The sequence below is a fragment of the Nonlabens tegetincola genome (assembly GCF_002117085.1).
Classification (GTDB): domain Bacteria; phylum Bacteroidota; class Bacteroidia; order Flavobacteriales; family Flavobacteriaceae; genus Nonlabens; species Nonlabens tegetincola.
Genome location: NZ_CP019342.1, coordinates 596,787 through 618,389 on the forward strand (window position 1 = coordinate 596,787; position 21,603 = coordinate 618,389).

19 protein-coding genes are annotated in these 21,603 nt (G+C 35.1%); 8 read left to right on the forward strand and 11 right to left on the reverse strand.

All coding sequences use genetic code 11. From position 1 onward, the window contains the following. Positions 1–24: 24 nt before the first annotated feature. Together BST91_RS03030 and BST91_RS03035 are read right to left on the reverse strand one after the other, a co-directional pair. A complete protein-coding gene (locus tag BST91_RS03030) occupies positions 25–1,149 on the reverse strand; it encodes a GNAT family N-acetyltransferase (protein WP_042278220.1) in 1,125 nt (374 codons plus the stop codon). A gap of 4 nt (positions 1,150–1,153) precedes the next feature. Then, positions 1,154–2,137 (reverse strand): transporter, encoded by a 984-nt coding sequence (locus tag BST91_RS03035; RefSeq protein ID WP_060522861.1) that lies wholly within the window; start codon positions 2,135–2,137, stop codon positions 1,154–1,156. Between the two features lie 93 nt (positions 2,138–2,230). Between BST91_RS03035 and BST91_RS03040 the strand changes: the two genes are divergently transcribed. Genes BST91_RS03040 through BST91_RS03055 form a run of 4 tightly spaced genes read left to right on the forward strand, consistent with a single transcriptional unit; the run spans position 2,231 to position 7,733 of the window. Then, complete coding sequence (locus tag BST91_RS03040; RefSeq protein WP_085774401.1) at positions 2,231–2,500, forward strand: DUF4834 family protein; 270 nt, start codon at positions 2,231–2,233, stop codon at positions 2,498–2,500. Positions 2,501–2,530: 30 nt separating this feature from the next. Beyond that, positions 2,531–4,990, forward strand: coding sequence for a YfhO family protein (locus BST91_RS03045; RefSeq protein ID WP_085774402.1), 2,460 nt, complete (start codon positions 2,531–2,533; stop codon positions 4,988–4,990). Beyond that, complete coding sequence (locus BST91_RS03050; protein WP_085774403.1) at positions 4,990–6,279, forward strand: glycosyltransferase family protein; 1,290 nt, start codon at positions 4,990–4,992, stop codon at positions 6,277–6,279. Before BST91_RS03045 ends, BST91_RS03050 begins: the two co-directional genes overlap by 1 nt. Next, positions 6,270–7,733, forward strand: coding sequence for a lipopolysaccharide biosynthesis protein (locus tag BST91_RS03055; RefSeq protein ID WP_085774404.1), 1,464 nt, complete (start codon positions 6,270–6,272; stop codon positions 7,731–7,733). The genes BST91_RS03050 and BST91_RS03055 overlap by 10 nt, the downstream gene beginning before the upstream one ends. 34 nt (positions 7,734–7,767) lie before the next feature. On the opposite strand, the gene BST91_RS03060 is transcribed toward BST91_RS03055, so the two are convergent. The 7 genes from BST91_RS03060 to BST91_RS03090 form a co-directional block, all read right to left on the reverse strand. Then, the gene (locus BST91_RS03060) at positions 7,768–8,994 is read right to left on the reverse strand and encodes a hypothetical protein (RefSeq protein WP_085774405.1); all 1,227 of its coding nucleotides are present in this window, start codon (positions 8,992–8,994) and stop codon (positions 7,768–7,770) included. Between the two features lie 120 nt (positions 8,995–9,114). Beyond that, a complete protein-coding gene (locus BST91_RS03065; protein WP_244895681.1) occupies positions 9,115–10,620 on the reverse strand; it encodes a cryptochrome/deoxyribodipyrimidine photo-lyase family protein in 1,506 nt (501 codons plus the stop codon). A 3-nt stretch (positions 10,621–10,623) separates the two neighbouring features. After that, entirely contained in the window at positions 10,624–11,946 is a 1,323-nt protein-coding gene (locus BST91_RS03070; RefSeq protein WP_085774406.1) for a cryptochrome/photolyase family protein, read from the reverse strand. Beyond that, positions 11,946–12,644 carry an SDR family NAD(P)-dependent oxidoreductase gene (locus BST91_RS03075; protein WP_085774407.1) on the reverse strand — a complete coding sequence of 233 codons (699 nt, stop codon included), beginning with the start codon at positions 12,642–12,644 and terminating at the stop codon, positions 11,946–11,948. The genes BST91_RS03070 and BST91_RS03075 overlap by 1 nt, the downstream gene beginning before the upstream one ends. A gap of 1 nt (position 12,645) precedes the next feature. Further along, positions 12,646–13,158, reverse strand: coding sequence for an SRPBCC family protein (locus BST91_RS03080; RefSeq protein ID WP_085774408.1), 513 nt, complete (start codon positions 13,156–13,158; stop codon positions 12,646–12,648). A gap of 81 nt (positions 13,159–13,239) precedes the next feature. Next, entirely contained in the window at positions 13,240–13,758 is a 519-nt protein-coding gene (locus BST91_RS03085; protein WP_042278246.1) for a DUF7935 family protein, read from the reverse strand. Between the two features lie 132 nt (positions 13,759–13,890). Next, positions 13,891–15,441: an FMN-binding glutamate synthase family protein gene (locus BST91_RS03090; protein WP_085774409.1), complete on the reverse strand. Its 1,551-nt coding sequence runs from the start codon at positions 15,439–15,441 to the stop codon at positions 13,891–13,893. A gap of 166 nt (positions 15,442–15,607) precedes the next feature. Here BST91_RS03090 and BST91_RS03095 point away from each other — a divergent pair, with 166 nt between their 5' ends. From BST91_RS03095 to BST91_RS03105, 3 genes are read left to right on the forward strand one after another with little or no spacing between them, the layout of a single operon-like run. After that, positions 15,608–16,171: a TetR/AcrR family transcriptional regulator gene (locus tag BST91_RS03095; protein ID WP_085774410.1), complete on the forward strand. Its 564-nt coding sequence runs from the start codon at positions 15,608–15,610 to the stop codon at positions 16,169–16,171. Between the two features lie 50 nt (positions 16,172–16,221). Continuing rightward, complete coding sequence (locus BST91_RS03100) at positions 16,222–16,794, forward strand: carboxymuconolactone decarboxylase family protein (protein WP_085774411.1); 573 nt, start codon at positions 16,222–16,224, stop codon at positions 16,792–16,794. Between the two features lie 55 nt (positions 16,795–16,849). After that, the gene (locus BST91_RS03105) at positions 16,850–17,644 is read left to right on the forward strand and encodes a haloacid dehalogenase type II (RefSeq protein ID WP_085774412.1); all 795 of its coding nucleotides are present in this window, start codon (positions 16,850–16,852) and stop codon (positions 17,642–17,644) included. 52 nt (positions 17,645–17,696) lie between these two features. Here the strand turns inward: BST91_RS03105 and BST91_RS03110 are convergent, their stop codons facing one another. After that, on the reverse strand, positions 17,697–18,296 hold the full coding sequence (locus BST91_RS03110) for an MCP four helix bundle domain-containing protein (RefSeq protein WP_085774413.1): 600 nt from the start codon (positions 18,294–18,296) through the stop codon (positions 17,697–17,699). Positions 18,297–18,368: 72 nt separating this feature from the next. Further along, entirely contained in the window at positions 18,369–19,844 is a 1,476-nt protein-coding gene (locus tag BST91_RS03115) for a helix-turn-helix domain-containing protein (RefSeq protein ID WP_085774414.1), read from the reverse strand. A gap of 116 nt (positions 19,845–19,960) precedes the next feature. Between BST91_RS03115 and aceB the strand changes: the two genes are divergently transcribed. Continuing rightward, on the forward strand, positions 19,961–21,553 hold the full coding sequence (gene aceB / locus BST91_RS03120) for a malate synthase A (RefSeq protein ID WP_085774415.1): 1,593 nt from the start codon (positions 19,961–19,963) through the stop codon (positions 21,551–21,553). The last annotated feature ends 50 nt before the right edge of the window (positions 21,554–21,603 follow it).

Below are 21,603 nucleotides of genomic sequence, written 5' to 3' on the forward strand. Positions count from 1 at the left end.
CAGTCAAGCTTACTCATTTGTAAATTATCGCACCAGGTCCTTACGATATAAACGTCTTCTTTTATGCAAAACTGGATCGTAATTCTTCCATAAAGATTGAACAGCAATATTATCTTCTAATTCTGGATTTGTTTCACAAAAGGTGATCCCATTATCCATGAAAGTTTTTGCTACATTTCTGAATATTAATGCAGTTACTCCTTTTCCTTGATATTCAGGATCAATACCAATTAGATAAAATGCGGCACGATTATTTTTTCGTTTAGCTCTAAGTAAATGTATAAATCCGAATGGTAATAATTTACCTTTAGCTTTCTGTAAAGCTTTAGAAAATGAAGGCATTGTTATAGCAAATGCTACTAATTTGCCATTGCTGTCTACTACACATTTAATAAAATCAGGATTTATAAAAGGTAGGTATTTTTCTTTATATAAATCTATTTGATATTGCTGGATAGGCACATAGGTTACCAATGACGAATAAGTTTTATTCAATAATTCGAACATCTCGTCTACATAGGGTAAAATATCCTTTGTCGATTTAAATTCTAGAGGTTTAAGGCCGTAACGTTGCATGATAATATCAGCAAACTTGTTGAATTTTTCGGGAACTGGATTGGGTGGAGTGAATTTGAATTCGATCCAGTCTGCACTTTTTTTGAATCCTAGCGCCTCCATGTGTTCCATGTAGTAAGGATGATTGTACCATGTTATCATGGTGCCTAATTCTTCAAACCCTTCTACCAGCATTCCTGCCTTGTCCATGTTAGAGAAGCCAACAGGACCTTCTATAAATTCTAGATTTTTTTTGTGGCCAATTTTTTCGACAGCATTTATTAATGCTTTTGTAACTTCAATGTCATCGATCATATCTAGCCAACCATACCTCATTTTAGGTTTTTTCTGATCATTAATCTCAATATAATTAATGATACCAGCGATACGACCTACAATTTGTCCGTTTTTATAAGCAAGAAATAACCAGCAATCAGCGTTCTTGAAAACCTGATTTTTCTCTGGATCAAAATTTGCCATTTCGTCTTTGACGATTGGTGGTATGTAGTAGGGATTGTTCTTATATAATTCCAGTTGGAATTGAACGAATTTTTTAATGTCTTTCTTTGAAGAAATCTGTTTAACTTCTATCATATTCTTATCCTCTTCCGTCTGGGTTTTGGTCTTCTTCTAGATTAAGCTTGTTTTCCTTGTTTTTCTTTTTGCGTTTGTTTCCACCTTGTGAACCGGATTGTTTTATCTCAGGATCTTTGTGAAAGTCGATTCTATAGGACATTCCTAAATTTACTTGGAACACGGTAGGTGTATCTTTAAAGTTTACAGTTACACTACTATCGACCTGCCAATCTTTATTAATCAAATAAGTGGCACCGCCACGTGCTAGATCGTCACTATAGAAATCTGATTTAAAACCTTGATATTCTCCAAAAAACGCCCATTTGTTGTTGATACTATGTGTCATGGTAATGATCCATTGCCATGAAGGGAAATCAGTTCCTAGACGATCTACTCCAAAGTTTGTAACTAAAACCCATCGGCCCCAATTGTTTTGCGTGATTAATTCAATTCTGGGAGAGAAGGTAGGGTCGTTTGGTGGAGTAAGTAAATTATTATCGCTCAAGTCAATATTGGCGCCAGCATATATAGCTAGTGCAGGAATCAGATCTTTCCAATTTAAACGGTTATTGGCATGATAGCTATAAAGATTGATTTTCTTTTCACCAAATACACGTTTAGGATCAAAAAACATATACTTTGCACCCAAAGTACTTCTAGAAAAGTTATTAAAACTGAATTGAGAATTTCCAAATCCGGTTATTTGAGTTTGTTCCACACTAGCGAATCTTCCTATATACGAGAATTCTAGTTCTTCAAAAAAGGCACCGTATCGCAACTGAAAATTTAAACCGTAATAGTCACGTTCATAACGTTGAATTACGTGTTCTTCAGTACGATAAAATACATTTGCTTCGACTTGCGCTACTCCAGTACCCAAAGCATAAGCACCTTGAGAAAGACCGGGATTATTTGTGTTTATTGTTTCCGTATATTGCGCTTGTGATAGAAAAGGTGTAACAAAAAGCGCCGTAATTATACTTATTCTATAAATAATTGCGTTCATGGATTAATATCTATGAGCCAAATTTAAGATTTATTAAATACTATCTATCTACTGATATTTTATTTTTGATAGAAACATTTCGTTTTAACTCTAATGAAGACATTTTTAATCATCCTTATGGTCTTTATAGCCTTAAGGATTTTATTTAAGATATTCCGTAAACCTATACTAGCCTGGCTGGGTAAAAAAGCGATGCAACGTTTTCAAAAATCTTTTGAAAAAAGAGCAGGTTTTAACAATCCATATTCGACTACCAATGAGTCAGAAACCGCATACCAAACACCTGATAAATCATTTAAAAAAGCTCGCTCCAAAGAAAAGAAAAAGGTCGGTGAGTACGTCGACTTTGAGGAAATTGATTAATTTCCCACCATTAACCATATAACCTTCTTCATGAAGCTTGATTTTAAAAAAATCTGGCCGCACTTTATCGCTATCGCGATTTTTTTAATTGCAGCCTTAGCTTACTTCAGTCCTGTTTTAAGCGGTAAAAAATTATACCAAAACGATATTGTTCAATATAAAGGTAATGCCAGTCAGTTACTGGATTATAGAGCACAAGGTGAGGATATTTATTGGACCGATTCCGCTTTTGGTGGTATGCCTACTTATCAGTTAGGAGCAAGATACGATTACGATTTTTTTGATACTATTGATAGGGCCATAAGATTCCTGCCACGTCCGGCAGATTACCTCTTTCTCTACTTAATTTCCTTTTACATTTTAATGCTGGTAATGCGCATACCATGGAAAATAGGGATAATAGGAGCACTCGCATTTGGATTCTCCACCTATCTTATTATAATATTAGGCGTTGGTCACAATGCCAAAGCCCATGCGATAGGCTATTTCCCACTTGTTCTATCAGGAATTTTACTAGTCTTTCAAAAACGCTATTTATGGGGTTTTCTGCTCACCGCACTGGCGATGGGACTAGAGTTACAGGCTAACCATCCACAGATGACCTATTACCTAGGGCTTTCAATGGTAATTCTAGGAATTGCTTATTTTATTGATGCAATTAGGAAAGGTTTATTACTTCATTTCTTTAAGAGCACAGGTTTACTGGTAGTAGCAGTTTTATTGGCATTTGGTACAAACAGTGCAAATCTCATGGCAACCAGTGAATATTCTAAGGAAAGTACACGTGGACCATCTTCTATTTCTATTAATGCTCAAGGCGAAAGCGTGGAACCACAACAAGCTTTACCTTACGATTATATCACAGAGTACAGTTATGGTTTAAGTGAAAGCTTAAATCTTATCATTCCAAGTTTTGCCGGTGGTGGTAGTGGAACAACGCCAGATGCTGACTCAAGAAGTATGAACTATCTTTTGGGGCAAGGAATACCAGCAAATTATGCCCAAGAGTTTCTTAATACTAATGTAAGCACTTATTGGGGAGCACAGCCTATAGTTGAAGCGCCTGCCTATCTAGGAGTAAGCGTGGTTTTTCTTGCTGTTATAGCTTTATTTCTAATTAAAGGAAGATTGAAATGGTGGACATTAGGGTCTATCCTTTTAGCATTATTACTTTCCTATGGGGATAACTTCTCGTTTTTGACTAAATTCTTTATCCAGTACGTACCATTTTATGATAAATTCAGAGCAGTTACATCCATACAGGTCATTATAGAATTCTTGGTGCCTGTTCTCGCCGCGGTTGGATTATATCATATCTTCAATGACAAGACACTAGCTGTTAAACGTAAAAAAGCATTGCTCTTTGCTACCGCAGGGTTTGGTGGTTTTTTATTGATACTAATTCTACTTGGCGGTAAACTATTTGATTTTGCTGGTCCGTCAGATGGTTATTTTGCTCAAAATGAACAACTAGGAACCTTATTTGTAGAAGCACTTAGAAAAGATAGACTGAATATGATGCGAGCTGATGCTATCAAAGCACTTGTAAGTATTTTGATCATGGCTGCTATAATTTATACGGCACTCGAGAAAAAAGTTACAGAAAAGGTTGCTTTGATTGTTTGTGCATTGGTGATACTAATTGACTTAGTAAGTTTTGACTTACAATATGTGAATGAAGAGGACTATGTCTCTGCAAGAGAATATGATAACGCATTACCCTACACACAAGCTGATGCTCAAATACAACAAGATCAAGGGCATTTTAAGGTATATGATTTACTGATGAGCCCCTTGACTAGTGCTCGCGCATCAAAATTTCATAAGGCTTTGGGTGGTTATCACGGTGCTAAACCTAGAAGATTTTACGATTTGCACAGGTTTTATTTTGAAGATGAAAATACGAGACCTATTGGAGTAACCGCGCAAAACATTCAATTGTTGAGTATGCTAAATGCTAGGTACGTGATCGATCAAGACAGTACAGGAGTATTGGCCCAGCGCAATCTATTAAATTTAGGTCCTGCTTGGTTTGTAAAGGATTTAAAAGTAGTTGAAAATCAAAATGAAGAAATACTACAGCTTAAAAATCTGGATGGAGATAATCACGCCTACATCACTAAAGACCAATATGAAAAGTTAGGCAGTCCTATTATAAAATTAGACTCTGCCGCTACCGTTAAATTGACTTCATATCATCCAGAGAAATTAACCTATACTACTCAATCTAATGAAGATGGTGTAGTGTTGTTTTCAGAAATGTATTATCCTCATGGATGGCAAGCAACTGTTGACGGTAAAACAGTTCCTATAGTTAGAGCTAACTATGCTCTACGAGCCATTGCTGTTCCTGCAGGAAAACATGAAGTAACAATGAAATTTGAACCTGAAGTTGTTGCAACAGGAACTAAAATAATGCTGGCAAGTAATGCGCTACTGTTACTGTTATTTATAGGTGGATTGTTTTATGAATTTCGCAAGAGTAAATAATGAATAAATCATTAATTCTGGTTACGTATTACTGGCCACCTGCTGGTGGTCCAGGAGTGCAGCGCTGGCTTAAATTCATAAAATATCTATCGCATTACAACTATGATATAACTGTTGTCATACCTGAGAATCCAGATTATCCTGTAGTTGATTCTTCATTGAATAGCGATGTTCCAGAAAACATATCTATTGTAAAAGTTCCAATAGCGGAACCTAGTAGGTGGTTGGGTAAGCTTTCGCGAAAGCGTACTAAAAAATTGCAACGTGGTATACTTGACAAACAACCATCCTGGAAAGAAAAAATCGCTTTGTTTATAAGAGGTAATTTCTTTATACCAGACGCAAGAATTGGTTGGAAGAATCGCGTGGTCAAGGAACTAAGAGATAGAGTCAATGATTCCAGCATTATCATAACAACAGGACCGCCGCACTCTGTTCATTTGGTTGGATTAGAACTCAAGAGGATGTTGTCACAGTTGAAGTGGATAGCAGATTTTAGGGATCCATGGACCACGATAGGTTATCACAAGTCATTACGACTTACTCGTACCGCAAGACGTAAACACGAATCCTTAGAACAAAAGGTACTGGATGCTTGTGATCATTTGTTAGTCACTAGTGAACATACTAAACAAGAGTTTGCAACGAAAACTCACACACCTATACGAGTAATTACCAATGGATTTGATAGGGCTGTAAACTCAATGACTCAGCAGCCGCCTGGTGCATTTACCATGTCTCATATAGGGACCTTGCTTTCTGATCGTAATCCAAATGTGTTATGGCAAGTTCTATTAGAATTGACTCATGAAAACGAGTTGTTTAAATCTCATTTCAAACTAGTACTTGCAGGAAATGTAAGTAATGAAATATTAAAAAGTATTAAGGATTATAACCTGGATTCTTATCTCGAAAACCATGGTTATGTTAAACATGATGTGGCATACAGCCTAATGAAGTCAACTCAGTTATTATTACTTATTGAAATAGATTCTAAGGACACACAAGCCATAGTACCTGGTAAGTTATTTGAATACCTGGCTAGTAGAAGACCTATAATTGCCCTTGGACCTTCTAATGCCGAAATTAAAACTAGGGTAGAGAAGGCAAAAGCTGGTTCTTTTTTCACCTATGATGCTAAACAAGATCTTAAAAACTATATTCTTTCTAGATTTAATGATTATTTAGAAAATAAGAATACTGGGATTGATGCAACTGATATCGAGCAGTTCCATCGTAAGAATCTTACGCATAGTTTGAATCAATTGATAAATGAGGTATGGGAATAGTAATTAAACATAGCGCGTGGAATTTTGGCATCACAGGAGCTGGTTTTTTACTAGGAGCTGTTAATGTATTATTACTAGCCACTACTTATTTAGATGACGAATATTATGGATTATGGGGTTATGTATTATCCATGGCATTTCTGCTATTTCCACTTATGTCTTTTGGGATTCACAACACTATCGTAAAAAACTTTGCTCATTTTAAGACTAAAAAGGAGAAAGATGTTTTTCTTACACAAATGCTCTTTTGGCCATTATTGATAATTATACCTTTCTTCGTTTTGCTATACTTCAATCAAGACCAAGCAAGGCTTTTCATTTCTAGAGAAAATCAGATAACAGGTGATTTTCTTTGGACGATTCCTTTAATAGCTGTTTTTCAAGGTTACTTCGAAATTTTTTATGCTTGGTCCAAAGTGCACATGAAGACAATAGGTGGCAATTTCCTTAAAGAAGTTTTTTATAGGTTATCTGCTACTGTCATGCTTATTCTTGTAGCAACCCAAATCATTACGCAAGTTCAATTTATCTATAGTCTAGTTCTTATTTATGCTTTGAGAGCTTTTCTCATGAAGATTGTGGCTTATAGAATTTATTATCCAAAATGGCGTTGGGGTAAATTACTAGCTACTAAGGAACTAATTACTTATTCCTTATTTATGATTATAGCAGGATCGGTAGGAACGGCCATGTTAGATTTAGATAAAGGAATGCTCAATCAATTTAATGAAATTGAGAATATTGCTTATTATAATGTCGCGATTTTTATTGCTGCGGTTATAGCAGTGCCTGCTCGAGGAATGGCGCAAGTTTTACATCCACTAGTTGCTAGTTATTATGCTGCTAACAACACCACAGATTTAGAGAAATTATATAAACGTAGTTCTCTTAACTTAAGCATCGTATCTGGTTTTTTACTTTTAATAATTGTTTGTAATGTAAATGAGTTTTACAAACTACTGGAACCTGAATTTAGTATTGCGATACCGGTAGTGTACTTGATAAGTTTGGTTAAATTTTCTGAATCACTTTTAGGAAGTAATAATGCAATATTATATAATACTAACTTATATAGAGTGACACTTTGGATGGGTTTGTGTTTGGTACTAGTCGCCGTAGGATTAAACATTTGGCTTATTCCTATTTATGGATTGGTTGGTGCTGCCATTGCAACATGTGTTGCCTACTTGAGTTATTCTCTTGCAAAAGTCCTTTACGTTTATCACAGACTTTACATTCATCCCTGGACACCACAAACCTGGAAATCACTACTGATAGTAATTGTTGGGATACTTCTATTTGTATTTTGGGATTTTAGTTTAAATGTATATCTCAACATAGCACTTAAAAGCATTTTAATCACAGCTTATTACATACTAGCTATTTTAAAAGGTAAGGTGAGCTATGAACTTACTGGTTTATACCAAAAGTATAGAATAAAAAAAACTGCCTGATTGCTCAGGCAGTTACAACTTCACTATTTTTTATTTAAGATCTGCGGCCACTACGAGATCTAGAAGAACTAGTATTATTTGATCTTTTTGATCTACTGGAGTTAGTGCTCTTTGCTCTCGAGTTTCCTCTTGTGCTTCTAGCATTAGTTGGTCTACTAGATCTGTTAGAGCTTGTTGCTCTAGTGGACCTATTAGATCTTGTAGGAGCTACTCGATTAGTTCGGGTACTTCTAGAGTTTGCGATTCGATCGTTGGACCTGTTTGATTCTGAATTATTCGTGATTCTAGCAGTTCTATTTGATCTAGATTCTACTCTGGAATTTCTATTAGTTGTACCTAAAGTTGTATTTCTTGAGCTGCGAGTTGATCGTGTTGCTCTTTCATTAGACCTACTAGAACTACGTCCTGTAATGGCAGTATTTCTATTATTATTTGAACTACGAGTAGCATTACTGCGTCGTGTTGATGAGGTAGCTGTACGATTTACAGTTGTTCTTCCTCTTGAAATTGCAGCTCTTTCGTTACGACCTCGGTTGTTTATAGCTATTGCGCGACCACGAGAATCTCTACGACCTCTTTCAAAGCTTCTTAATCGTACACGATCGTTAGGTCTATAAAAGTTACGTCTCACGTTATTACGTACAAAGCAACCGTTATAATAATTCGGACTTCTCCAGTAAGTACGGTGGTAGTTCCAAGAAAATCTAATTGGATTATAATACAATCTGTAAGGATTGTTCCATACAATACATCTATCAACTATTGGAATAGCATAAAACCTGTGCCATGGCCTATAAACATAAACGCGATTAAAAGAATTAATAAAGCCAGCTGTTCTTACAATAACTCCTGGACGATTATAGAACACAGATAAGCTTCCTACACGATTTACCCATCCATTACGGTAATTTATAAACACATCGCCTGCTTGTATAATTCTACCATAGCCATCATAATAAATAGGAACACTTTCTACTTGTATTACCGCTCCGTAATTATCATATTGTACATAACGGTCGTAATCATAACCTGTATTAAAGGATATATTAATATTAGGCGTGTTTATATTGACGCTAGATTGAGGACCGTAGTCTAAAAAATTGAAGTCAAATTGTCCATCTGGGAACACAGCAAATTCAATGCCTCCTTCAACAAAAATAATTCTATCATCAAAGTTGTAACTACGATGATCTTCTAGTTTTTCGGCTTGGCTTACACCTGATCCTACCAATAATAGTAGTAAAGTAATGAGCTTGTTCATAGTTGTAAGTTTAGATGTAGGACTTCATTGTCAACTACAATTAAGTAATATCAACCAGCGTGCCAAAATAACCTTACGGCCTTGCTAGGGCAATTGTTTAAGTTGTTATTGAACTGAAATCTAGCTACTTGTATTTAATCCTTCATCTCCATTCCACACCTTACGATTTGGATTGGTGTGTTTCTTTATAATTTTTTGTGAATCCAAATTGGATGCAATAGAGTTTTTGATGCCATAAAGGATATCACTTGCACGCTTTCGCGAAAGCTTATCATCAACAATCGGTTTTGGATAAGATTCACCTAGTTTAAATTCATAAAAAGCCTCGTCCATGGAAGTCATTTTCCAAGGTTCATGGATAAATCCAATAGGTAAATTTTTCAATTCTGGAACCCATTTTTTAATAAAGGTTGCATTTGGATCATGGTCTAAACTGTTCTTGATAGGATTGTAGATTCTAATAATATTGATGCCTGTTACTCCTGCTTGCATTTGTAATTGAGGAAAATGAATTCCAGGTTCAAAATCTAAGAAATGTTGGGCGAGATGTGGGCTCGCATTTTGCCAAGGTTGCCATAGATGAAAAACAAAAAAACTGGTAAGCATGGCTCGCAGTCTAAAATTGATAAATCCCGTATCTATAAGACACCTCATGGCAGCATCTACCAGTGGATAGCCGGTTTGACCAGTTTTCCATGCCTTTACTAATCTTTCATCTGTTTTCTTACCCAAATTTCTATAAGCGGGATGAAGACTGCGCCATTGCATTTGAAATTCCATTTCAAATTTCTGGATGAAGTGAGCCTGCCATCTTAATCTTGAAAGAAATGAGTTAAGATTACGTAAGTCCTTAATAGTATTTTTTTTACTTGCAGCAGTTTGAACTACCATACGCATACTTAGGTTACCCCAAGCTATGTATGGACTTAACCTACTACTGTGTAATCTGCTGGTCAATGGTTTTGAATAGTTTTTATTGTAGCCTGTTATACGATCCTTTAAAAAGGAATTAAAGTATTTCAAACCGGTGGTCGTTCCACCTTTTTGAATATTAGCACATTCCTTATAGGTTAGGCTGAAAGTATTGAAATGGTTGCTCAATTGGGAAACACTGTCTTTATGTACTACCATAGAATTATTAAATACAGGATGTTGTAGATCATCATTCATGTATTCAATCCATTGATCTTTCCAGGTTTTTCTATTTGATATACCTCTTATAACTCCATTAGAGATAGATTCATTCCACCGTATACCTTTATCTTTTAATAATTTACCTACTTGTATATCTCGCTCATATGTACTGTAAATTCCAGTTTCTTGATGTGAGTAAACGGTGGTTATATTAAATAAACTAGATAGCTTATTGAAAGTTAAACTAGCATCACCTTTAACACATAATATCCTGGTATTATAGTTATAAAGGGTACGGTTTAAATCTTCAAGACTTTGTTTTATAAAAGTAAAATGACGTTCACTGTAATGAACGTCATTCAATATTATAGGTTCCAAAATATACAGCAGTAGAGTAGGGACATCTTCTTGAAGTGCATTTTTTAAAGGCAGATGATCTTGTAAACGAAGATCCCGCTTAAACCACACGATATTAATCTCATCAAGCTTCAATTGTTAGGATACAGCTTCTTTATAGGTTTTAAGACAACGTTCTCTGGCTTCTTTGTGATCTACCATCATTTCTGGATATTTATCAGTATCGTGTTCAGGTACCCATTCATTGATATACTCTCGTTGTTTATCAAATTTATCCTTTTGTGTTATTGGATTGAATATTCTAAAGTAAGGAGCAGCATCTACACCGCTACCAGCAGCCCATTGCCAATTACCTACATTTGAACTCATTTCATAATCTAATAATTTTTCGGCAAAATAGGTCTCGCCCCAGCGCCAGTCTATTAATAGATGTTTACACAAGAAACTTGCTACAAGCATGCGAACTCTATTATGCATATATCCAGTAGCATTAAGTTCTCTCATTCCTGCGTCAACTAATTTATATCCTGTTTGACCGTTTTTCCATTTTTCAAATTCATCTTCATTATTGCGCCATTCGATACGGTCGTACTTTGATTTGAACGCTTCGTCTTTAGTATGTGGAAAATGATACAAAATTTGCATGAAGAACTCTCTCCAAATAAGCTCTGATAAAAATGTTTTGTTCTCTACATGATCTGCATTTGCTACCATTTTTCTCACGCTCACCATTCCAAATCTTAAATAAGGACCTAACCTAGAAGTACCGTAGTGCTTAGCAGGAAAATTACGAGTAGATTCATATTCAGATAATAGCTTTTTAGTCACTCTATAGTCGGTAACATCGATACTGGATTTTTTAAATCCCATATCTGCCAGGCTCACATTAGGTAATCTACTATGCTCGATACAGTTTTTTAAATAATAACCAGTGTTGTATGTTGTGATGTCTTTACCTTGTCCTACGTCTTTTCTAAATTGTTCTAACCATTTGTTTTTATATGGAGTGTAAACTACATAGGGATCACCATCTGCTTTAACAACTTCATCCTTTTCATATATAACTTGATCCTTGAACGTATTGAATTCAATATTTTTATTACTCAGGAGCTTTTGAACTTTTTCATCACGCTCTTTGGCATAGGGTTCGTAATCGCGATTAGTATAAACAGCATTAACATCAAAATCCTTCAGCAATTCATTCCAAGCACTTTCTGGATCATCGTATAAAATGGCTATCGAGCTACCGTGCTTTTCCTGAAGCTCATTACGCATACCTTGTAATTGTTCAAAAATGAAAGTCACTCTAGCATCGTCTTCAGGTAATTTATCAAGAATGTTTTTGTCAAAAATAAAGACGGGTAAAACGGGTAGATCGCCCTTCAAAGCCTCAGTAAAACCAGCGTTGTCATCTAGTCTTAAATCCCTGCGAAACCAAAATACATTTACCTTACGAGACATTAATTACCTAAATTTAAAGTGGATTTACCGCCGTCAACTCCTATAACTTGACCTGTGATCCAACCATTATTTTGTTCTAATAAAAATTTAGTTATACTGGCAATATCATCAGCAGTTCCTACTCTTTTCAAAGGATGTAAATCACCCATTTTCTCTTTTTTTGCATCGTTGTTTAATAACCTGCCAGCAAGTGGTGTGTCAACGAGAGATGGTGCTACGACATTAACTCTTACGGTTGGAGCATATTCTGCAGCAAGAGCTTTAGCATATCCTTCTATAGCGCCTTTTGCGGCAGCTACACTTGTGTGAAAAGGCATTCCTGTTCCTACTGCTACGGTTGAAAAGTAAACAATACTGCTGTTACCATCTTTAGTTAATAGTGGAAGAACGGTTCTCGTAACTTTAAGAAGTGAAAAGAAATTTATATTCATATCATCTTCAAAATGTTCTTGTTTAAGCATTTTAAATGGCTTAAGGTTGATACTGCCGGGACAATACACAAATCCGTCTAAACTTTCTGGTAGTTGACTTACATCAAGCTCGTCTGTTGTCGCATCAAATGATATATGTGTGACATTGTCTGGTAAATTCTCATTTTCTCTAGATGCTACAAATAGATTATAGTCTTGATGCATGTGTTGTACAATGGCATTTCCTATTCCATGGCTTCCGCCTATTAATAATATATTTTTAGACATGTTAATTTAATATTTGATGTTTACTTACGGATTTGTTCTCAGGTGCGGTCGTTTCTTTGAACGAACCAAAATGGTTAATGAGTGCGCTTTCGCGAAAGCGGAATATCTCTTCAAGCTTTTTCTTTACCAATGGAGCTCCTAATTTTCCTAAAATTCCCAATGGTAATCGGTAATGTATAAGATCCTCCATCAAAGTACCACCTGGTATTTCTTTAATGAAATGTACATGGTGCCAGGTAGCATATGGACCATACATTTGTTCATCAACAAAAAATTTTTTGTGTTCTACTTGAGTAATGTGTGTAACCCAATTAGTTCTATAGAAAGGAAGTGGTTTTACTGAATACTCTATAAGCTGCCCAGGATACATGCCGCGATCAGTCCCGTATAGAACTTTCATTTGTAATTCTGGTGGAGTGAGTAACTTTAAATTATTGGCATCGGTAAGGAATTCCCATGCCTGATCTAAAGTTATCGGTAGTTTTTGTGTAGCGTGATGCTGATATAATTTCAAAACATTTGTTTAAGTTATAAAATTAATACTTAAACAAAAATAGTTTTGAAAAAGGTTGTTAAATTTTAAAGTTGATCTTGATTAGAATAGATTGCTTACTTCTTCTCTCACAAAACTTAGCGCTGTAGAACTAGGAGATCGTTTGTCCATAAGATCGTTGAGTAACGCACTACGCAACTCTGCCGCCGATGAATTTTTTTCTTTGAGAGCTACTTGTCTTATTTGTTGAATGGTTGTGTTTTTTGCAGCTCTTATAATATTCCAGCATTCTTCACTCACATAAATTTGCATAGCAATATTGTGTTCAAATTCTTGCTCAATGGTATTTACCAGTAACTGCTCGTAATCACTTTTTGATAGATTACCAGGTTTTGTGCGTACAACGATATTGGCTGGTTTAATACGTTCTAGAAAAAGAGTCATTCTTTCATAGGCACTCATGCGGGTAGGTAATGTTTTTCCTTGCGACTCTCTAACGGTTAAAAACCTGCGACGGCGTTCTTCATTTTTCATAAATGAAGCGATAGATATGTATGCTACAAATCCTACTATGGCAGCTGGTAATAAAGATAAAAAGACCTGTGGAAGAATGTTGTCCATTGAAGTTGTTTTAGTTTTAAAATAGTTCAGGCGAATTTAAAATAAATAACGCACTTGTAGTCCAGTAATTGTATTCTATTAACCAGATATCTTTATCAAAATTGATTTGATCAAGAACCTATTTGAAAGTATTTATTTGCCTCCTAAATAGGGACAATTTTCCATTTTTGATAAACCGATATAATCTACTGGAGTCTTTCTGTATCTATAGGTATGTTCTAAAGTTTGTGTGAGATTCATATCACCCAATGAAATATCAACATCTTCCATGTTAAATTGACAAGGATGCTCATATCCTGAAGCATGGGTAATTTCTAGTAGTTCTTTATTAAACTTAGTAAAGTAACTTGCCAGTCGATCTGCCTTTTCAGGAACCACTATTCCACGTTGTAGCCATTTATTTTGAGTTGCTATTCCAGTAGGACAGGTATTGTTATGACATGCCTGCGCTTGTATACATCCTATTGCAATCATCGCTTCACGTGCTACGTTAATCACATCGGCACCCATTGAGAATGCCATAGCTGCTTTTGCCGGAAACCCTAATTTACCACTTGCAATAAAGACGATGTCATTTGCCATGCCTCGTTTATTAAATACTTGATATAAATCTGCAAATCCATGTACCCATGGAAGTGAAACATGATCTGCAAAACTAGGCGGCGCCGCTCCAGTACCACCTTCACCGCCATCAACAGTTATAAAATCGGGTCCTTTTCCTGTAGCTTGCATGATGTCTGCAAGTTGTTCCCATTGAGCAAGCTTACCGATAGCTGCTTTTATACCAACTGGTAGTCCGGTTTCTCGGGCGATATCCTCAACAAATTCAATTAAACCTTCAATACCGTCAAAGGCACTGTGAGTAGGCGGAGATAATACATCTTTACCCATAGGTACATTACGTATCTCACTTATTTCCTTACTTATCTTTGATCCAGGAAGCACGCCACCTTTTCCAGGTTTAGCTCCTTGTGATAACTTGACCTCGATTGCACGTATTTGTGGGTTGTCTGCGACTAATTTTTTCATGTGTTCCATGGAAAAATTACCTTCTTTATCACGTACACCGAAATATCCAGTTCCAAAATGAAAGACTACATCGGCTCCTCTTTTATGATAGGGAGAAAGGCCACCTTCACCAGTGTTGTGATATGCATTAACTTTTTTTGCACCTTGATTCATGGCGTCAACTGCTTTGGCGCTAAGAGATCCATAACTCATGGCACTGATGTTTATAACGCTTGCTGGTCTATATGGTCTTTTTCTATTTTTTGAAGCACCTATAACCTTAGCACAAGGAACAAATTCTGGTTTGCGTTTGGAAATATGATCCTCTTCAACTTTAAAAGGCATCATTGCATTATTAACAAATATATATTGATGAGAATGTATATCTCGATCAGTACCGAATCCTTCATAGTTGTTTTCGTTTTTTGCACTAGCATAAATCCAACCTCTTTCAATTCGATTAAAGGGTAGTTCTTCTCTGTTATTTGCCACTATGTACTGCCTTAATTCTGGACCTATACTTTCTAGCCAGTAGCGTATGTGACCTACCACTGGAAAATTACGTAGTATAATATGCTTGCGATTGAATAAATCGTAAAGCGCTACTAGGATAATAAATACAACTAGGTACCAATACCACGATAATTCAGATAAAAAATTAATTACATTTTCCATATTGAAGTATTAAAGGCCTAAAAGTACAATGATTACTATAAAATAAACATGCAAAACTTGGAGCTTGTGATATTCTAAGGTTATATAGTGCTATTAGATTAAAGTAACGTTAATTTGTATGTTGTTTCTAAACGATTGTTTAGTTTTGTATTCAACTTTGTTTAAAATGCCAAGAATTAAAGAATATAACGAAAGTGATGTGCTAGAGAAGGCGATGAATCTTTTTTGGCGTAATGGTTTTGAAACTACCTCGATGCATATGCTGGAGAAGGAAATGGGAATCAATAAATTTTCCATTTATTCAAGCTTTGGCAGTAAACAAGGTCTTTTGTTAGCCAGTATTAAATGTTATCAAGAGCAATTGAACAGCTTGTTAACTGAAATAGAAAAAGGAAAGAATGGAAAGCAAGCGATTAAAAATTACTTCTATAAATTCCTTTCATTTTCACAAAGAGGTAACAACAAAAATGGTTGTTTGATTACCAATACAAAAAACGAATTAGGAGATAAGGCTGCTCCAGAAATAAAGAATGCTTTGGTAAACTTTACCTTAGGAGTGAAAGACATTTTTGCTAATGCGTTAAGTAAAGATAGTTCAAGAACAGTCGAAACAATTAATCAACAATCAGATTATTTGTTGATTGCTATGTTTGGTTTGTCCAGTGCCTCAAGAGTTTTTGATAGAGATCAATTAGAAAATTACATCGAACAAATATTTAACTCAATATAAATTTTTTAATCTATAACTAACCGTTTGGTTAGTTATAAAAATTGCAAATTATGAATACAAGTCAAAAATCAGAAATCTTAGAAATTCACACAATCGAGAGTGCTCCAGAGAAGAGTAAGGCTCTTCTTGAAAAGTCGCAAAAAGCTTATGGATACGTTCCAAATTTACATGGAGTACTAGCTGAATCACCTAATCTTTTAGAAGCATATCAAAATCTACATGAACTTTTTGCTTCATCATCATTCAATGATGAAGAGTTAACTGTGGTATGGCAAACGATTAACGTAGAGCATGAGTGCCATTACTGTGTTCCAGCTCATACAGCAATAGCAAAAGCAATGAAAGTGGATGATGAAATCATTGAAGCCCTACGTAATGAATCTGAATTGCCATCTGCTAAATTGGAAACTTTGCGCAATACAACTCTTGCAATTGTACGAAATAGAGGTTTTATCGATGAAAAAACCTTACAAGATTTTTATGCAGCAGGATATAATCAAAAGAACTTACTTGATATAATCTTAGGTTTATCCCAAAAAGTGATTAGTAATTATACTAATCACATTGCAGAAACCAAGCTAGATGAAGGTTTTGCGAAATTTGATTGGAAAAAAAATAAGTAAACCTATTTTAAGTAGGTACACATTGTTGTGTGCCTACTTAAATTTTATCTAGATTATGACTAACAGAAGAAACTTTATTAAAAACTTGAGTATGATGGGAGCATCATCAATGATGCTACCTAGCTTAATAAACTCAGCCCCAAACTGGAATCCTATGAAAACCGAAAATTTAGAACGACCTAAGGTGTTGTTTTTTGATGTTAATGAAACATTACTGGATTTGACACAAATGAAAACGCAGGTTGGTAAAGCTTTAAATGGAAGAGACGATCTTTTGTCCTTATGGTTCACTACAATGTTACAATACTCCTTAGTAACAACAGCGAGTGGTCAGTATGAACATTTTGGTTACATAGGCGCTGCAGCCTTACAAATGGTAGCAAAGAATAATGGGATTGATATTACCGAATCGCAAGCGCGTGAAGTAATAGTTGAAGCTTTAAGAGGTTTACCTGCACATCCTGATGTAAAAAATGCTTTAGCAGATTTAAAAAATGATGGTTACAAATTAGTATCATTTACTAATTCCTCGAATGCAGGAGTTAAAAAACAATTTGAAAGCGCTGGACTCACTGATTTCTTTGACGAAAGGTTAAGTGTCGAAGATATTGGAAAATTTAAACCATTCAGAGAGACGTATGAATGGGGAGCGAGGAAGATGGGGATAAAGCCAAATGAAGCGATGCTAATTGCAGCTCACGGATGGGATGTTGCTGGCGCACTTTGGGCTGGATGGCGTGCTGCATTCATAAGTAGACCTGGGAAACAGATTTTTCCTTTAGCACCAAAAACAGAAATTAATGAAACAGATCTTCAAAAAGTTACTGATATCCTAGTTACTTATAAATAAATAATTATGTCCTTTCATATAATTCGATTTTATATGGAAGGGCAAAACTTCCTCACTCTGTTTTTTTAGGATTATACATTACAATTAGTTGTATCACAATAGCAAGGACAACTAGAATACAAATTTCTAATTGAGTAAAAAATTCGACAGTGTCTAGAGCTTTTCTGCTTATTGACATTTGTTTTCCACCTTCGTCCAATTGTACTTTAGACAAATCACTCAAATTAGATTTAAGATTATCAATTTTTGCTAGAATCTCATTCTTATTTAGGAGGTTAATGGAGGTATTCTTGTTTTCTAGAGTCATTAAATCTGCCAGGTTGCTTTTTAAATTTTTGTAAATTTTGGATTCTTTTTTGGTGAGCTTCGTTTCATCGTACCTGGCAAGTAAAGACTCTATATGTTGATTTACTCTTGAGTTTTGATTTTTGTAAAACAAACTATCCCTTAAAACGATAGCAACCTCTTTTTCATGTATGGATTGCTGTAATTCAAAAATCAAATCGCTTGCTATTATTCTGTCTTCATAAATAGTAACCACCGAATCACGAACACGTGTAAAGTTGTTCTTATCAATTAGATTGGTTGCGATGATTAAAACGAAAACAATAAGTACACCTAGAATCCACTTTAATTTGTTGTATAAAGACATAATAACACTATTCTTAGTTAGCAAGTTTTAAAGTAAATATACTAAATTGAGTACTTTAAATGGATATTAAAATCATTCAAATTCGTGCATTAATTCTCTAACAAGATTTGCCACTTGATTGTGTTTTTCTTGTTTAATAAGATGTTTCGGTGGTGACTTTCGTACGTCACAATCTGTGATACTACAACGTTCACAAGTTACACCTACTTTATAGGAGTTTAAAGAAGGGTCTTTAATAAATTTGATTTTTCTTTCTAGACTTTTATCTATAAACATACCTATTGTGATACTGCGGTAATGACCATCCTTAAAAGGATCTTTGGTGGCAGATGATAGAATTAAGTATTTCACATCTGGTTCTGGAAACTCTGAAATTTGAATATCCATTTCATGTTCCTTATTTGATGAGGTAATTTTTTTAAATACTTTTATGGAAGCCCACCTTCTACAATAGTGTTCATCTGTTTCATTGGCCCTAGGAGAATGTTGATGAGCAAGGTGAAGTTCTTTTTTAAGCCAATAATCATCTGTACCTACTTGATGCGTGTGTCTAAGAAAAAATAAATTTTTAATTCCGAAAGATGCTGGTAAAATGTTCGTTAGCCTTTGGTAAAAGGATTCAGGAGATGCGTTAAAACTATTTATGAGTTGTAAAAAGGCAGATTTATCAAAAGTATCCTTTTCAAATATTGCTTTTAGCTTGATATCAAGAATTTGCTTGCTTAAAATAAGAGCACCTGCTACATAGGACGCGTAAAAATTATTTAAAACAGGATCAAAAGAATCAAAACTAAGCCATGGGAACGTATTGACACGCTGTTCAATTTTAAGATGTTGGTAGGCTAACTCCTTTGCATATATGAAAGTGCGTTGTGATTCATCCACTTCATGGTGTACAAGTAGTGTTTTACTTTTTGGTACAAAAACAGATCTTAAGTTTTCTAAACCATGTTGATGTCCTAACGCCTCTGCATTAATTTTATAATGATACTCTTCAATTAAAATTTCTTTTAAATCTTCTGATTTGATCGACGAAGACAAATTTATTTGAAACCTATTTGCTATTGATGTTGCTTCATCCTCAAGATGTTTAAAATAGTTATAATTGGCCTCTTGGTAAGATCTCAATGAAGCTAAGTAAAAACTCTCTTTACTAAAATTATAATGTTGAGCTATTTCAATGATTGTGCTTATAAAAGCACTTACCTTATCAGGAGCGTTGGAAACGAGTTCTATAAGGTGTCGCTCCTTAATTCCAAAAAGCTCCAAAGGAATTTCCTTAAATACATTAGACTCTAATAATCGACCTATAGGTGCAAGTTTTTTATCTAACTTAAGAGATACTAGTTGATCATAAGGAACTTCTAATTTTTCGGCAAGCAGCACAATTTTATCTGGTTTAGGGTACTTTTTACCGTTTTCTATCTCATTTAAATAAGATTTTGAAAGTCCACTCAATTTAGATAATCCATAAAGAGATAAATCCTTGTCATTCCTTATTTGGCGTAGCTTAAGCCCAAAAATCAATTTGATATAATCTTCCTTCATATTTCAAAAATAATCATTTTGAGAATAAGGTGTTAATAGAAAATATTCATATTTAGCGAACGTTCGCTTGTTTTATAAAATTCTTTGATTTAGTTTTGGAATCAAATCTACAAGACATGACAAATTTAATAGCTCAAGCTCCGGCAGTATCTTTTGATCCTCAGGTTACTAATCATTATAATGATGTTTTAACCGATGAAGCTTTAGATTTCTTATCGGTGCTTCATCACCGATTCAATGAAAGACGTATCGAACTGCTTGATAAAAGAAAAGCTACACAGGAATATTTTAATAAAGGCAATTTTCCTTCCTTTCCTCAGGAAACTTCCCATATTAGAAATTCTGACTGGAGAGCAGGAACTATTCCCAGTGATTTAAGAGATAGACGTGTAGAAATTACAGGTCCTGTGGATAGAAAAATGATTATAAATGCTCTTAATTCTGGAGCGCGCACTTTTATGGCAGATCTAGAGGACAGTAATTCTCCTACATGGGACAACAACATGCAAGGGCAACAAAATCTTAGAGATGCCAATCAAAGAACTATTTCATACACACATCCTAAAACTGGTAAATCTTATAACCTCAATGAATGTCCCGCAGTTCTTCTTGTACGTCCGCGTGGACTGCACCTAGAGGAGCGCCATTTGATGTTTGGAGATCAGGTTTCATCTGGTAGTCTTATTGATTTTGGCCTATACGTTTTTCACAATACGCAAGTGCTTCTGAAAAAGGGTAGTGCACCTTATTTCTATTTACCTAAACTTGAGCATTATGAAGAGGCTACATGGTGGAATGATGTGTTCGCTTTCGCGGAAGCGTACCTAGAAGTACCACTAGGAACTTTCAAAGCTACTGTGCTGGTAGAGACTATTACGGCGAGCTTTCAATTAGATGAAATTATTTACGAATTACGTGATCATATAGTAGGATTGAATTGTGGTCGATGGGATTATATTTTTTCATATATCAAAAAATTTAGAAATCATAAAGATTTTATAGTTCCAGATCGCGATAAGGTTACCATGACATCTCCATTAATGGATGCCTATTCAAAATTAGTTATTCAAAGATGTCATAAGCGAGGTATTCTAGCTATCGGTGGTATGGCTGCTCAAATTCCTATTAAGAATGATGACGAGGCAAATGCAGCTGCACTAGAAAAGGTGCGTAAGGATAAAGAGCGCGAGGTTAAAAACGGTCATGATGGTACCTGGGTTGCACATCCTGCTCTAGTACAAATAGCAATGGATGAGTTTGATAAGCACATGCCTAAGGAAAATCAATTAGATCGCCTACTTGAAGACCTTACGATAAATGAAGCAGACTTAGTTGAGTTGCCTAAAGGATCAGTAACAGAAAAAGGAGTACGTAAAAACATCAATGTAGGTATTCTATATACTGAGGCATGGTTGAGAGGTCACGGCGCAGTAGCACTTTATAATCTAATGGAAGATGCTGCAACTGCCGAAATTTCAAGGACACAATTGTGGCAATGGTTGAAAAATGAAGTTCGATTAGATGATCATCGTGTTTTAAATAAAACCTTGTATACCGAGCTTTTTAATGATGAAGTAAACAAGCTCAAAGAGATATTCAGTAAAATACCGAATAACCGATTAGATAAAGCAATCGAAATTTATACACAGTTGGTGGAGAATCCAGATTTTGAGGAGTTTTTGACTTTACCAGCATATCAATTTATATAAAAAAAATCCTGCGATTGCGGCAACAATCTACAGGATTCAAGCAAAATTAA